A 13,414-nucleotide genomic window follows, 5' to 3' on the forward strand; every position below is an offset into this window, starting at 1 on the left:
CGGTGTTAGTCTCCCGGCATGTCGCACACCGCCGAACTCGGTCCTGACGCTCCGGTAGCCCGTGCTGATGCACTCTACGAGGGCGTGTTCGGAGCACGTCATGAGCAAAGCATCGAAGCCACCCGCGAGCGATTCGAGAGCATGCTGGCCCGGTTCCCGATCGACCCCGCCGTGGTGGTCGACGAGATCGCGGTGGGGGGCGTCCCCGGGCTGCGGGTCACCGCACCCGGAGCCTCCGCGACCCGGGTGCTGGTCTGGTTCCACAGCGGGGGCTACGTGCTCGGCAGTGCCCGTGGCCATCGCAGCCTGGCGGCGTCCCTGTCGGCGGCGACCGGCCGTGCGGTGGTGCTTCCGGACTACCGCCGAGCGCCCGAGCACGCCTTCCCCGCCGCGGTCGACGATGCCGGGGCGGCTCTGGCCGCGGTTCTCGACGGTGGGTGCGGTCCGGTCACGGATGTCGCCGTCGGCGGCGATTCCGCCGGTGGCGCGCTCACCCTGACCTCGCTGGTCCGCCGCCGTGACGCGGGTGGGCGGCTACCCACTCGCGCGGTACTCGTTTCGCCATTGCTCGACCTGGCAGGTACCGGGACGAGCATGGTGACCAATGCCGACCTCGACCGGGCCGTCAGCAAGCAGGGCCTGCGGACCATCGTGGCGCTCTATCTGCGTGGGATCGACCGGGCGCACCCGGAGGCCACGGTGCTCAACGCGGACCTGCACGGTCTCCCGCCGGTGCTGGTACAGGCGGGCGGTGCCGAAGTGCTGCTCGACGACTCGGTTCGCGTATCCGACCGGCTCACCGACGCCGGCGTGCGCACCCGGCTATACATCTACGACGGTATGCCACATGCCTGGCCGCTATTCGGGTCGTTCCTGCCGGCGGGGCGCGCCGCGGTCGAGGAGATTGCGGCCTTCCTGGCCGAGGAGTTCTGATGATCACCCTGACCATGCTGCTGACCAAGCGTGACGACCTCACCGACGAGGAGTTCCGACATTACTACGAAGAGCGGCACATCCCGCTGGTGGCGCGCCTGGTGCGAGCCCGCCCGGTCGGCTATGCGCGGCATCATCGGATGGACGACGCGCTCGCCCGCCGGCTGGCCGAGGGCCGCGGCGATCGCGTCGAGGAGAACGTCAGCGCGATCACCCACATCACGCTCGCCACGCGTGCCGATGCCGAGCAGCTGGTCGAGACCATGTTGGAGCAATCGGTCCGGGACGCGCTGACGGCCGACGAGGGCCGGTTCCTGGCCGAGGGGGGCATTCGATGGCTGGTGACCGGGGGCCCGGACGACTTCGCGCCGTAACAACCTCCGACAGCCGCGTTGCGATCGATCGACCGCAGCGCGGCTGTGCCGCGGTCCTCGGTCAGCCGAGTAGGTCGATGCTGTGATGATCCGTGATCGCGGCGGCATAGCGCTCGGTCATTCCCCGGACAGCCGCGGGGGGCTGGATCGCCGAAGGCAATGTGGCCCAGATGATCCCTCGCACCATGTGCGCCTGGTAGTCGACCCAGCTCTGGTCCGCGTCCAATCGCGGTCCGCCTGCGCGAGCTACCGCGTCCCGGTAGGCGCCGAGCAGGTCGCGCTCATGCGCGCGCCGGTCGGCGACCGAGAGCGCGCCCGCCACGAAGTAGGACACGTCGTAGACCCACACCCCCAGACATGCGGTCGGCCAGTCGATGAAGACGACCTCATCCTGGGCCGATATGAACGCATTGCCGTGGTGGGCGTCGCCGTGCAGTACGCAGTGCGGCCCGGACGCGTCCCGCTCGAACATCTTCCCGTACGCTCGGAGCACCGCGTCCCGGTCCCGGAGCGCGTGCGGCAGTGGATGGGCCTCCGGCGCGAGTGCTGTGGCCTCGAAGTTCGTGGGGGAGAACAACATCTCGAGGGCCAGTTTGAAGTCCGGCGAACCGTGGCGGAGGAACGGTGTGTCGGAGAAGTCGCTGCCCCACGTCGAGCCGTGCAGCCGTCCGAGGGTGTCGAGGCCCGCGGCCACTCGTTCGGGCGTCCACGGTGTCGCGGGATCGCCGAAGCTGACGCCGGCCTTGGCGAGGTCCTCCATCACCAGCACGCCGCGGCCCTCCGTCTCGCCGTAGGCGTACCGGATCCGGGCTGTCGGCATGTCGAGCCGGGGGATCACGTCCTGATAGAACTGCGCTTCGCGCTGGGTGGTCGTCTGGCCCACCGCGCTCTCGGCGTCTTCGCCGAATTCGGCCTTCACGCACAGGAACTCACCTTCGTGCTCGCCCTCGGCGCTGTCGCCGTAGGTGACGTGGACCAGCACCTTGGTCGAGGTTCCCCAGATGACGTCGGTTACCTCCATCCCGATGACAGGACGTCGCAGTACCGAACTCAGCCAGTGCGGGGTGATGTCGTCGATAGTCGCGGGCACGGGTGCCGTGACGGACATGTGGGCTCCTCGGGTCGGGAGATGAGGGGGAGGGGGAGACGTCACAGCCGAGGGGGTCGCACCGCGTGGCGCCGGACGTGATCGGTGAACATGCAGTCTTGGTAGTCGCCGTAACCGGTTCGGCCGTCGAGGTCGTACTCCATCAGCGCCCATTCGACGAGCAGATTCGGGAAAGCCGGGTGCACGATGTGCGCGATGCTCCGGCCGGTGAGCGAGTACACGGTTCCCCGGGTGTCGGTGAGTTCGACCTCGGCCCGATCCGGTGCGATGCCGTCGGCGCCGCGGATGGTCCGCTTCTCCATGCGGTTCAGGCCGCGCAGCTCGCCCTCGGTCCAGACCCATCCCCATCGGAGCGAGTCGGGCAGGGATCCGGAATCGAAATCATCGGCCCACTCGGGGGCCCGGTGGTATGCGTCGAAGCCGACGAAGTGGAAGCTCAGGTCCTCGCCGAAGGTCGCGGCGCCCCACGTCAGCGGTGGAATCGGCTGCGGCTTTTCGGACCGCACCTGATTCCAGCTGCGGTCCCGCGTGAAGAAGCTGTTCACCTCGTAGGTCTTGTCACGCAGCCGCAGGGTTCCGGTGGTCCGCATGGTCTGCGCGAGGTGTTTGCCGTCGAGGCGCCCGGCCGCGGGCATGATCGCGTCGTAGCGGAGGTCCAGTGTGACCGACCCATCCGTGCTCCGGTACTGGACGTCGATCTGCTGCAGCGGCTCGCGCACCTGCAGGGTCAACCCGTTGCCGAAGTCGATGTCGTCGAGGTCCGTTTCGGGATACGGCAGGACCATCCGGTAGTCGTAGTGCTCGGCCTGCAGCCAGATCGGGTTGAACCCCTGGTAGATGAACACGCCACCGGAAGCCTGCCGTTGGAACGGGTGCAGCCAGGAGTAGATCTGTCCGCTGATCCGTTCCTCGGGAATGCAGAAGCCGAGGTACACGGTCTCCGTCCAGTCCGGATTGTCCTGCGGTGCCTCGGCCTGATGCATGTGGAACATGTCGGCGGAGTAGTCCAACGTGAGGAACTCGTCGGTGTGCGGTCTTGCATCGGGGTAGATCTCGTACCCGGTCGAGTTCTGCTGCTCGAGTGTCATATGACGTGAGCTCCTTCGGGTAGTGCCGGCCTCTGGCGTACGCCGGGCCGATCGGCGCACGGGCGCTCGACGGCGGCTGAACCGGTATGGCCAGAGGCCAGGGGAGGACCCTGTCGAGTCCGGCGCGAGAGCCCGTGCAGAGCGGCTCGTCCGGTCGATCGGGGGCGGCCAAATCATCCGGCCTGTGTGAGTGCCGACGGCGAAGGGGCGTGGCCGAGGCGGACTGTGTGACCGCACCCACAGAAGCAAGACTAGAATACAGATTCACGGAGGTCCACCGTTATTGGCGATTTGGTCCGGAAATTTGCATATTCATAGTTCACAAAGGAGCTTTTCGGGCCTGCGCCCGGCGGATTGTGCGCGGGGCGACGCACGCGGAACGGCCCGGGCCGTTCGCTGATCGGTGTCGGTTACTTCGCGCCGGTGGTGGCCTTGCGGTAGTGCAGTGAGCGCTGGGCGGCCACATCGCCTCTGACGCCTTCGAGCAGCGTCGACGCGCGGGTTCCGAAGTCGTCGGAGCCCGGAGCACCGGTGCTGTGCGAGTCGTGCCCGCGGGGTGGGGAAGCGGAGTCCGGGCCGGCCGCATCGGCGGCCAGCTCGCGGGCGATATTGGCCAGAATGCCGGTGGCCGTCCACAGCTGGCTGCGCGCGTAAGCATCGTCGATCCGTCCGATCACGTCTTGTTCGACGGTGCGGACGATTGCCTCCAGGGCGCGGGTGTGCGTCAGGTAGTCCATCACAGATGCTCCGATCCGGTGCGGGTGCCCTCGTGGCGCTGGATCTTCTCCAACAGCACGATCGAGAGCCTACGGTTCAGGTAGGTGGAGAGCAGCGGGCGCAGATCCAGGTAGTGGCCCTCGTCGATCAGGGCGATCGCCTTGGCCTCCATGCACAGCCGCGACCAGCCCGCGGCGATCTCCCACCACAGCAGTCGCTCGCGGTCGACCTCGGTACCGGCCAGGTCTTCGTAGCGGGCCAGGAATTCGCGTCGGCTCAGCACGCCCATCATCGAGTCCTCGGGCGCGTCGGTTCCCATCAATGTCCACCCGAGGTCGAAGTACGGGTCACCCGCACCGGCCTCCTCCCAGTCGAGGATGGCCGAGATCTCGCCGGGCCTGCGCCACAACACGTTTCCGAGTCGGAAGTCGCCGTGGACCACGGTGGTCGTGCCGGTCGCGGGCATCCTGTCGCCCAGCCAATCGGTGAGGAATCGGTGGAAATCCGGCAGAACCAAGCCGGTCTCGGCCAGACTCCGGGTCCAGCGGTCCAGCACACCGGCGGGATCCTTGCGCGGAGCCCAGTCGAGTACCTCGGCGGATCTCTCCGCTCCAGCGAGTCCGTGGAAACCGGCGAGTGCCGCCGTGTAGGCGTGAGCCAGCAACGTCTTGTCCTGATCGGTGTAACCGCGGGCACCGTCTCGCACGACGTCGCCGCTTATTTCTTCGGAGATCAGAAAGGCCCGTCCCAGCGGCCCGCCGGCCGGGCCGCTGGACAGCACGCGGGGCACCGCGATTCCGTGTCCGGTGAGCCAGCGCAACAGCGCGGCCTCGCCTTCGGGACTGTATGGCGCCAGCGGCCCGTGTACCGGCGGGATCCGCACGATGACCGAGGCATGCGGACCGCCCGGTTCGAACCGATAGCGAATGGTGGTCTGCGAGAGCCCGCCGCCCAGCAGTTCGCGCCGCACAGGGGTGCTTGCGGGCAGGTCGAAAGCGGCTCGGACCTGCTGATCGAGAACGCGCAGATCGATGCCCCCGTGCTCGTCGGCGGTCAGTGCGGCGTGGTGCGCCTGCTCGGTGGCCTCCGGTGCGGGCCCATCGGGATCGGTGGCGGCGGTGGTGCGGTCGGTCATGCCGGATGTCATGGCGGCTCCTGCCGGGTCGGAAACGGCGTCGGCGTGGTCAGAGGTCGGCGAACGACGACGCGAGGTTCTCCCGGGCCGGCTGCTCGATCTCGGCCGGCATGTTGCGGGCCGTGACCTGGTCGAACTCCTCGAAGGGCGCCGTTCCGTACTCTGGACCCGGGCCGAGCGGTTCGAACAGGGTGAACTCCACGTCCCGCAGGTTGCTCTTGTCGTGCCTCATGGGGCGCCTTCCTCAACTCTGATGCGCCGCCAACCATAACTAGGAATAACAATTTTGGCGAGAAGGGCGTGGATAATGCCGGTCATCGGTGGATGTACAGCTAGAATATAGACTTCCATTCTAGCTGGTGGGCCCGGTTGTTCGACGGGTCATGACGAAGGCGAGGCGAACGCGTGATAGATCCCCCGGGGGGCAGGGGCGGAACTGCCGAGCGGGTCGGCCGGGTAGAGCAGCCACCGCCCGTGCCACGCAAGGAGTCCACTCGTCGATTGCAGCTCGTGGAGGCCGCCGGCCGGCTCTTCCAGGAGCGCGGGTACCACCGGGTCAGCATGGAGGAGATCGCCCAGCGGGTGGGCATCAGGGGGCCGGCCCTCTACCGTCATTTCCGCAACAAGCAGGACATCCTGGCTCATGTGGTGCTCGGGCAGATCTCGGTCACGGCGAGTGTGGTCGAGGCGGCCGCGAATGCCGACGGTACTTCCCGGACTCGGTTCGACAAGATGACCGAGGACCTGGCGCGTCTGGTGCTGACACGTGACGAAGCCATGCTCTGGCGGTGGGAACGCCGGAATCTCGCCCAAGCCGACGTGTCCGCCTATCGGGCCCGTGCTCGCCAACTCGAGGCGGCGGTCGCCTCTGTGGTCTCCGGTCTTCGCCCGGAGGCACCCGCCGCGGACGTGGAACTGCTCAGCTGGGCGGTGCTTTCGGTGTTCGCACACTCCCGGGGCCTGCGCTCCTCGGGGAGCTCCGGTGGCCACGATGCTCCCGCTGCGCTGCTGCGTCGGTTCGCGGCCGAGGTCGTCCGGGTTCCGCTGGCAGAGGGCGGCAGTGCCGAGGGTGTGCCACCGATCTTCCGGGCCGGGGGCCGCCGGGAGCGGATCATCGAGGCGGCCACCCAGCTCTTTGCCGACCGTGGCTTCGTCGAGGTCAGCATGGAGGACATTGCTGCCGAATCCGACGCCGCGCTCGCCACGATCTATCAGAACTTCGACAGCAAAGGGGCCCTACTGGCGGTGATTCTCCGCCGCGCCATGGCAGGCCTGAACTACACGGTGACGCACCGCCTGGCCGGGCTCGTCTCCCCGGAGTCCCGGCTGGCAGCCCTGCTCGGGTTGTACGTCGAGCTGGCGCTGGGGCCGCACGGACGCACATTCGGCATCTTCGATCAAGAGGTTGTGATGCTGGGTGAGGGCGAGCGCGAGGATCTGCTGGTGAGCTACCGGGGGCATGTCGACCAGTGGGTCGCGGTGCTTCGGGAGGTGCGTCCGGAGCTCGGTAGTGCCGAGGCGCGCGCCCGGGTCCGTTCCGCATTAGGGCTCGCCGCCGACATCGCCCAGACTCCCCGCCTCCGCGCCCGCGCGACCCTGCATCAAGACCTCGTCGCCCTGATGAGTTCGCTGCTCCGGGTCTGACCAGGGGGTAGGTGGGTCCGATGAGCCGGGCGCCGAGGTCTCCGTTGCCTCGCGCTCTCCTCTGGTAACTTCTCGCCGGCCCGCTTGAATCGTGCTGCACCGGCGCCGGAGTCGCTGTCCGGGCGCCCCGCCGTACTGCGGTGACGGTGCCGCCGGAGTGGGTGGATGTGAACGGCCATCTCGGTTTCCCGAGTATCTCGCGCCGGCCGCTGCCGGGCTCGGCCAGCGGTGGGTCGATCGGATGCCGCTGTCCGCGGCGTGCCTCCTCCACCGCCAAGAGCCGGTGTACTGGCACGGAGTCGCCGAGGGAGACGAGCTGACCGTGTCCGGTGCTCGTCCGCGCGGCTTCGCCGGTGCATGCCGCCGGTGGAATGCTCGTGGCCGTCCAGCTGTGCCACGAGACCCGGGGCGAGGTCTCTTTCGCCGCGCTGACCTTCTTCGGCCCGCTGCCGGAACTCCGATGACGGTTATGTGAATACGGCTTTCGAAAATTTATCCTGCTGATTTCTCTTCACTCGCACACTTATCGCTGATAGCGTCCCATTCGGTTATTCGCGCTTCTAATTTTCGATGAGGTTAACAATGGTGCAGCGTATCAGGATCGGGCTGCTGATCGGTGTGGTCGAGCGGCTGGGCGAGGTCGGGAACCGGCTGGCGGCGCTGGAGGATGTCGGGCTGGAGTCGGTGACCGTCTCGGAGGCGTACACATTCGACGCGGTGAGCCAACTCGGCTTCCTCGCCGCCTGGACTCGCACCGTCGAACTGGCCACCGGAATCCTGCCGGTGCACACCCGGACGCCCACCCTGTTGGCGATGACCGCGGCGGGGCTGGACTTCGCCTCCGAAGGGCGGTTCCGACTCGGGCTCGGAGCCTCCGGCCCCCAGGTGGTGGACGGTTTCCACGGCGTCGACTACGTCGCGCCGCTGAGCCGCATCTCGGAAGCAATTGACGTGTGCCGTGCGGTATGGCGTCGCGAGAAGCTGGTGCACGAGGGCCGCAGGTGGGTTATTCCTCGGACCGAGGGCTATCCGGCCCTGAAGCTGATCCAGAAGCCGGTCCGCACACATATCCCGATCACGGTGGCGGGCACCGGCCCGAAAACCGTCCGGCTGGCGGCCGCGAAGGCCGACGCCTGGGAGCCGATCTTCTTCCACCCCGGCCGTGCCGAGGAGGTGTGGGGCGCCGACCTGGCCGCCGGCGCGACCGAACGGGCATCGGATCTGTCCCCGCTGGAAATCGTCGCCCGGGTTCCGGTAGCAATCGGTGCCGACACCACCGCCGAGTTCGAGAAGGCCCGCGCTCAGCTGGCGCTCTACGTGGGTGGGATGGGTTCGCGGAAACAGAACTTCTATCACGATCTGGCGCACCGCTACGGATACGGCCCGGAGGCCGACCGGATCCAGGGCCATTATCTCTCCGGCCGGGTACCGGAGGCCGTCGCCGCTGTCCCCGACGAGTTCGTGCGCGCGACGACCCTGATCGGAACTCCGGATGACGTGGCCGAGCGGCTGGGTGTCTTCCAGCGCGCCGGGCTCGGCCTGCTCACCATCCAACCGATGAACGAGGCGCCCGATCGGGTTGCCGAGGCCGTCCGGACGTTGCGCGCGGCTTCCGACGCCCTGGCCGGCTAACCGGCGACATCGTCCGAACCAACAACTGTCGAGGTGTGTGATGAAAGCCCAGCGAAACGACCGCCACGATCAGGTCGACTTGGCCGCCATGATCGAGCAAGCCGGAATCCCGCTCTTGCTGCCCGCCCTGGTCCAGCTCACCGGTGATCTCCGATGGCTGGAGGAACGCTACCGGCCCTGCAGGCCCGTCGGGTTCGTCGAGGACCCCACGGGCGGGCTGGACCCGGAGGGTCAGGCCGAGATCCGCGCGGCCGCAGTGGACGCGGTGTCGCGGTGGCACAAAGGGGAACTGGAACCCGAGCTGCCCGTCCCTGGTTCGCACCTGATGGCCGCGCTGATGAGCCAGTGCCTGGGCGCCCCGGTGCCGGAAGACTACGCGCCGATGCTGAGCGAGCAACTGGGGTTGCGCCCATACAAACCCGAGCGGATGCACGAACAGTTGGCCGGACGGGACTTCTCGGTGGCCGTGATCGGTGCCGGGATTTCCGGCCTCGCGGCGGCCCGCAGCCTCGCGGCGGCCGGGATACCGTACACGGTCCTGGAGAAGAACTCCGAGGTTGGCGGCACCTGGTGGGAGAACCGCTACCCGGGGGCCCGGGTCGATGTTCCCAGCAACCTCTACTCTTTCTCTTTCATTGATAAACAGTGGAGCGAGCACTTCTCGCAGCGGGACGAGATCTCCGAGTATCTGGTCCGCGCCTCCCACGAACTGGGAATTCGCGACGCGATCCGGTTCGGCGTCGAGGTGCACAGTGCCCGGTGGGACGCCGGGCGTCAGGTGTGGGTGCTGTCGATGACGACACCGCAGGGAACAGAGACACTGCAGGCTTCCGCTCTGATCACCGCCGTCGGCTTGCACAACCGGCCGAAGATCCCGGACTTCCCCGGTCTGGGGGACTTCGCCGGCGAGGTCGCGCACTCTGCCCAGTGGCCGGAAGGGCTGGACTTGACCGGTAAGCGAGTCGGGGTGATCGGTGCGGGAGCCAGTGCCATGCAGGTGGTGCCCGCAGTGGTCGACCGTACCGCGCATCTGACCGTCTTCCAGCGCTCCGCGCACTGGGTGGCCCCCAATGACCTCTATTTCCAGCATATTTCCGCAGCCGACCACTGGTTGCTGGAGAATGTCCCGTTCTACCGGGAGTGGAACCGGTTCCGCCTCTACTGGATGTACACCGAAGGCATGTTCCCTGCGCTCGAGGTGGATCCGGAGTGGGATATCAGCAGGAACTCGGTCAATCGGTACAGCGAGGCGCTGCGACGCTTCTACACCGACTACCTGAACTCCCGGTTGCGCGACCGGCCCGACCTGGTGGAGGCGTGCACCCCGACGTTCCCGCCGTTCGGCCGGCGCATCCTGATCGACAACGGGTGGTTCGACGTGCTGAAGCGTGACGATGTGGACCTGGTCCGCAGCGGGATCTCCCGGCTCACCCCTACCGGCGTGGTCACCACAGACGGGGACGAGGTGAAACTCGACGTGCTGGTGCTCTGCACCGGATTCCAGCAGCAGAGGTATCTCTACCCGCTCGAGGTGACCGGCCTCGACGGCCGGGAGTTGCGCGAGGAGTGGCGCGATGACAACGCCCGCGCTTACCTCGGCCTGGCCGGCCCGGGCTATCCGAACCTCTTCTACCTGTTCGGGCCGAATACCAACCCGCCCGGCGGCAGCTACATCAACCTCGCCGAGGCCCAGGTGCGTTACGTGACCGACCTGCTGGTGACCATGGCACGCGACGGTATCGGTGCGGTCGAGGTGCGCCAAGACGTGTACGCGGACTACAACGAACGCTTGGACGCGGCCAACCGCACCAAGGTGTTCGCCCTGGATGGGGTGGAGAGCTACTACCGCAATTCCACCGGGCGGGTGGTCACCAATTCGCCGTGGACGGTGCTGCAGTACTGGAACATGACCCAGCGCCCGGATCTCAACGACTATGTGGTGTCGCCGGCACCGACCTCCGGCTCGAATTGAGCGGGATTCGTTAATTGAAATTCTGTTGACTCCGGCGTTTATGGGGTAGGGTATGTGCCGGTCGTCACAGTGGGTCGCCGTGGAGCTGTCCGCCTGACCTCGACGCAACTCTTGATCCAATGCCGGAAAAAGCATCATGGAGTGCAGATATGTGCTCTCCGGCGAGCTCTCCGGTCGTGAACTCATCCTGAGGAGGATGCTGTGCCCGAGCAGCGCGTCATCGACGCGGTTATTGACGCTTATTCTTTTGCCGGCCCGGATGCGACCCTTGAACAGGTGCGCACCGGCTACGACGGGAGCATGGAGAAGGCGGGCCTTCCCGAAGGGGTGACCCGCGAAGAGGGTGTTCTGGGTAGCGTGCCCGGGGCGTGGCTCCGTCCCCCCGGTGCCGATGGCCGCGTCGTGCTCTACCTACACGGAGGCGGGTTCCAGTTCGGCTCCAGCCGCAGCCATGCCCCGCTTGCCGGGGTGCTGGCCATCGCTTCCGGCGCCGAGGTGTTCGTGCTCGACTACCTCCGCGCACCGGAGCATCCCTTCCCCGCCGCGCTCGACGACGCTACCGCGGCGCTCCGGGCGCTGGCCGAGGAGCGCGGCTCCGACAAGGTCGTGCCGGCCGGTGACTCCGCCGGCGGCAGTATCGTGTTCGGCACCTTGTTGGCAGCCCGTGCGGCCGGAATCGGGAGCCTGCTCGGCGCGGTCGCGTTCTCGCCGTGGGTCGACCTGACCCAGAGCGGTGCCACCATCGCCGACCGCGCCGAGCGTGACCCCCTGGTCACCAGGGAACAGCTCGAGGCGAACGCCACCGCGTACCTCGGCGACGGGGACCGCTCCGAGCCACTGGCCTCCCCCCTCTACGGCGACCTTGCCGCACTGCCGCCGGTGCTACTGCAGGTGGGTACCGAAGAAATCCTCTTGGACGACACCCAGCGTCTCGCCGAGAAGATCCGCGCGAGCGGAGGCCGGGTCGAGGTGCAGGTCGAGGAGGGCATGCCCCACGTGCACCAGATCCTGCTCGGCCGCCTCCCCGAAGCCCTCCCGTCACTCCAGCGAGCCGGCGCCTTCATCCGCTCGCTCGGCTGAGCACCATCCCCAGAACGGACCACTGTCATGAACACCACCCAGCCCACTCCCGCGCCCGAAGGCACCCTCGATGTCCTCGTCATCGGCGCCGGTATCTCCGGTATCTACCAGCTCTACCGGCTGGCGCAAACCGACCTCTCCTTCGCCGCCGTCGAGGCCGCCGACGGGGTCGGTGGCACCTGGTACTGGAACCGGTACCCCGGCGCTCGGTTCGATTCCGAGTCCTACACCTACGCCTATTTCTTCTCCAAGGAGCTCCGCGAGGAGTGGTCCTGGTCGGAGCACTTCGCCGGCCAGCCCGAGATCGAGCGCTACCTCAACCATGTGGGGGACCGATTCGACCTGCGCAAGCACATCACTTTCGAAACCAGGGTCACGGCCATGGATTTCGATGAGGATACCCATACCTGGCAGGTGACCACCGATCGGGGCGATGTCATCCATACCCGCTTCGTGATCACCGGTATCGGCATGCTGTCGGCACCCCAGTTCCCGCCGATCCCGGGTATCGATGACTTCCGCGGTGTCTCGGCGCACACCGGGCTGTGGCCGCAGGAGGGAATCGACGTGGCGGGTAAGAAGGTGGCCGTGATCGGCACCGGTTCTTCTGGGGTTCAGCTGATCTCCGAGATCGCCGGCGACGTACTGTTGCAGGTCGCCGCGGCGGGAATCTGTCATTCCGACCTGCATGTGCTCGAGTCCGAGCGTCCGATGTTTCGCCGTCCCGTGGTGCTCGGCCACGAAGTGACCGGACGGGTGGTGCAACTGGGTGAGCAGGTCACGGAGTGGTCACTCGGGGACTCGGCGATCGTGCACCTGTGCTGGTCATGTGGTGAATGCGTCGCATGCCGGCGCGGGGATGACAACCTGTGCGTGGCCACTGGGCGGCGCGCGCAACCGCCCGCGCCCGGGCTCGGTCCCGACGGTGGGATGGCCGAGTTGATGCGGGTGCCCGCCCGATATCTGGTGCCGCTCGGCGACCTGGACCCGGTGGCCTCGGCCCCTCTCGCGGACGCCGCGATGACGCCCTACCATGCCATCCGGCATTCCCGATCCCTGATGCGGCCCGGCGCCATGGCGCTGGTCATCGGCATCGGTGGCCTGGGCCACGTGGGGGTGCAGATACTCGCCACCCTGGAGGGGGTACAGATCGTGGCCTTGGACGTCGACGAACAGCGGTTGAAGGCTGCTGTCGACCTGGGTGCCCACCACACCGTTGCGGCAGGCCCCGACGCCGCCGCACAGGTGCTGGAACTCACCGGTGGCCTCGGTGCCGACGTGGTTTTCGACTTCGTCGGCAATACCGCGACCACGGCCACCGCGGTGGACTCGGTCGCTCCCGGCGGGATCTGTCAGGTGCCGGGGCTCGGTGGCGGCGTCATCCCGGTGCGCGCCGAGGCCAGGACGGGTCGCGGCTGGCCGTGGGGCGCATGGCTGCGCAGCTCCTACGGGGGTACCCGTGCCGATCTGGAGGCGTGTGTCCGCCTGGCTCACGAAGGCCGCATCGCCATCGAGGTGGAGACTTTTCCCCTCGCCGATGCATTGGAGGCCTTCCATCGCCTCGCGGCAGGTGAGGTCCGCGGTCGCGCGGTACTGGTGCCCTGAGGTGCTGACCAGCGTGACTGTGCCGGTAAGGGGAGTTTCCGGGTCCGGCGGATCGCCGAACCCCACCTCCTGGGTGACCACGAACAGACAGTGCCGTACCACACCGCCTGCCGTGCCGGCCACAGC

General features: G+C 67.5%; 13 protein-coding genes. 8 read left to right on the forward strand and 5 right to left on the reverse strand.

Going from position 1 to position 13,414, the window contains the following annotated elements:
• Positions 1 to 18: 18 nt before the first annotated feature.
• Both ON20_RS30180 and ON20_RS30185 read left to right on the forward strand, forming a co-directional pair.
• On the forward strand, positions 19 to 933 hold the full coding sequence (locus ON20_RS30180) for an alpha/beta hydrolase (RefSeq protein ID WP_051163643.1): 915 nt from the start codon (positions 19 to 21) through the stop codon (positions 931 to 933).
• Complete coding sequence (locus tag ON20_RS30185) at positions 933 to 1,307, forward strand: EthD domain-containing protein (protein WP_040841407.1); 375 nt, start codon at positions 933 to 935, stop codon at positions 1,305 to 1,307. The genes ON20_RS30180 and ON20_RS30185 overlap by 1 nt, the downstream gene beginning before the upstream one ends.
• A 61-nt stretch (positions 1,308 to 1,368) precedes the next feature.
• Here ON20_RS30185 and ON20_RS30190 read toward each other — a convergent pair whose 3' ends face one another.
• The 5 genes from ON20_RS30190 to ON20_RS30210 all read right to left on the reverse strand — a co-directional run bounded on the left by ON20_RS30190 (position 1,369) and on the right by ON20_RS30210 (position 5,587).
• Positions 1,369 to 2,415 carry an aminoglycoside phosphotransferase family protein gene (locus tag ON20_RS30190; protein ID WP_040841408.1) on the reverse strand — a complete coding sequence of 349 codons (1,047 nt, stop codon included), beginning with the start codon at positions 2,413 to 2,415 and terminating at the stop codon, positions 1,369 to 1,371.
• Positions 2,416 to 2,456: 41 nt separating this feature from the next.
• Entirely contained in the window at positions 2,457 to 3,503 is a 1,047-nt protein-coding gene (locus tag ON20_RS37075) for a DUF7064 domain-containing protein (protein ID WP_040841410.1), read from the reverse strand.
• Positions 3,504 to 3,913: 410 nt separating this feature from the next.
• On the reverse strand, positions 3,914 to 4,240 hold the full coding sequence (locus ON20_RS30200; RefSeq protein ID WP_040841411.1) for a hypothetical protein: 327 nt from the start codon (positions 4,238 to 4,240) through the stop codon (positions 3,914 to 3,916).
• Complete coding sequence (locus ON20_RS30205; RefSeq protein ID WP_040841413.1) at positions 4,240 to 5,367, reverse strand: phosphotransferase family protein; 1,128 nt, start codon at positions 5,365 to 5,367, stop codon at positions 4,240 to 4,242. Before ON20_RS30205 ends, ON20_RS30200 begins: the two co-directional genes overlap by 1 nt.
• Before the next feature lie 37 nt (positions 5,368 to 5,404).
• Complete coding sequence (locus tag ON20_RS30210) at positions 5,405 to 5,587, reverse strand: hypothetical protein (protein ID WP_040841414.1); 183 nt, start codon at positions 5,585 to 5,587, stop codon at positions 5,405 to 5,407.
• A gap of 278 nt (positions 5,588 to 5,865) precedes the next feature.
• On the opposite strand from ON20_RS30210, the gene ON20_RS30215 reads away from it, so the two are divergent.
• From ON20_RS30215 to ON20_RS30235, 6 genes are all read left to right on the forward strand, one after another.
• Positions 5,866 to 6,999, forward strand: coding sequence for a TetR/AcrR family transcriptional regulator (locus tag ON20_RS30215; protein ID WP_040841415.1), 1,134 nt, complete (start codon positions 5,866 to 5,868; stop codon positions 6,997 to 6,999).
• A gap of 329 nt (positions 7,000 to 7,328) precedes the next feature.
• Positions 7,329 to 7,463: a hypothetical protein gene (locus tag ON20_RS40095; RefSeq protein ID WP_281032935.1), complete on the forward strand. Its 135-nt coding sequence runs from the start codon at positions 7,329 to 7,331 to the stop codon at positions 7,461 to 7,463.
• 118 nt (positions 7,464 to 7,581) lie between these two features.
• Entirely contained in the window at positions 7,582 to 8,631 is a 1,050-nt protein-coding gene (locus ON20_RS30220) for an LLM class F420-dependent oxidoreductase (protein ID WP_245547571.1), read from the forward strand.
• Positions 8,632 to 8,671: 40 nt separating this feature from the next.
• Positions 8,672 to 10,603: a flavin-containing monooxygenase gene (locus tag ON20_RS30225; RefSeq protein WP_040841417.1), complete on the forward strand. Its 1,932-nt coding sequence runs from the start codon at positions 8,672 to 8,674 to the stop codon at positions 10,601 to 10,603.
• A gap of 201 nt (positions 10,604 to 10,804) precedes the next feature.
• Entirely contained in the window at positions 10,805 to 11,683 is an 879-nt protein-coding gene (locus tag ON20_RS30230; protein WP_040841418.1) for an alpha/beta hydrolase, read from the forward strand.
• Positions 11,684 to 11,710: 27 nt separating this feature from the next.
• Positions 11,711 to 13,288: an alcohol dehydrogenase catalytic domain-containing protein gene (locus ON20_RS30235; RefSeq protein ID WP_083865493.1), complete on the forward strand. Its 1,578-nt coding sequence runs from the start codon at positions 11,711 to 11,713 to the stop codon at positions 13,286 to 13,288.
• The last annotated feature ends 126 nt before the right edge of the window (positions 13,289 to 13,414 follow it).

It is taken from the genome of Nocardia brevicatena NBRC 12119 (assembly GCF_000308495.1).
In the GTDB taxonomy this organism is placed as follows: Bacteria; Actinomycetota; Actinomycetes; order Mycobacteriales; family Mycobacteriaceae; genus Nocardia; species Nocardia brevicatena.

Coding starts and splice junctions, on each gene's coding strand:
- ON20_RS30235 (WP_083865493.1), top strand. CDS start 11,711: ATGAACACCACCCAGCCCACTCCCGCGCCCGAAGGCACCCTCGATGTC.
- ON20_RS30190 (WP_040841408.1), bottom strand. CDS start 2,415: ATGTCCGTCACGGCACCCGTGCCCGCGACTATCGACGACATCACCCCG.
- ON20_RS30225 (WP_040841417.1), top strand. CDS start 8,672: ATGAAAGCCCAGCGAAACGACCGCCACGATCAGGTCGACTTGGCCGCC.
- ON20_RS30200 (WP_040841411.1), bottom strand. CDS start 4,240: ATGGACTACCTGACGCACACCCGCGCCCTGGAGGCAATCGTCCGCACC.
- ON20_RS30185 (WP_040841407.1), top strand. CDS start 933: ATGATCACCCTGACCATGCTGCTGACCAAGCGTGACGACCTCACCGAC.
- ON20_RS30210 (WP_040841414.1), bottom strand. CDS start 5,587: ATGAGGCACGACAAGAGCAACCTGCGGGACGTGGAGTTCACCCTGTTC.
- ON20_RS30220 (WP_245547571.1), top strand. CDS start 7,582: ATGGTGCAGCGTATCAGGATCGGGCTGCTGATCGGTGTGGTCGAGCGG.
- ON20_RS30205 (WP_040841413.1), bottom strand. CDS start 5,367: ATGACATCCGGCATGACCGACCGCACCACCGCCGCCACCGATCCCGAT.
- ON20_RS37075 (WP_040841410.1), bottom strand. CDS start 3,503: ATGACACTCGAGCAGCAGAACTCGACCGGGTACGAGATCTACCCCGAT.
- ON20_RS30180 (WP_051163643.1), top strand. CDS start 19: ATGTCGCACACCGCCGAACTCGGTCCTGACGCTCCGGTAGCCCGTGCT.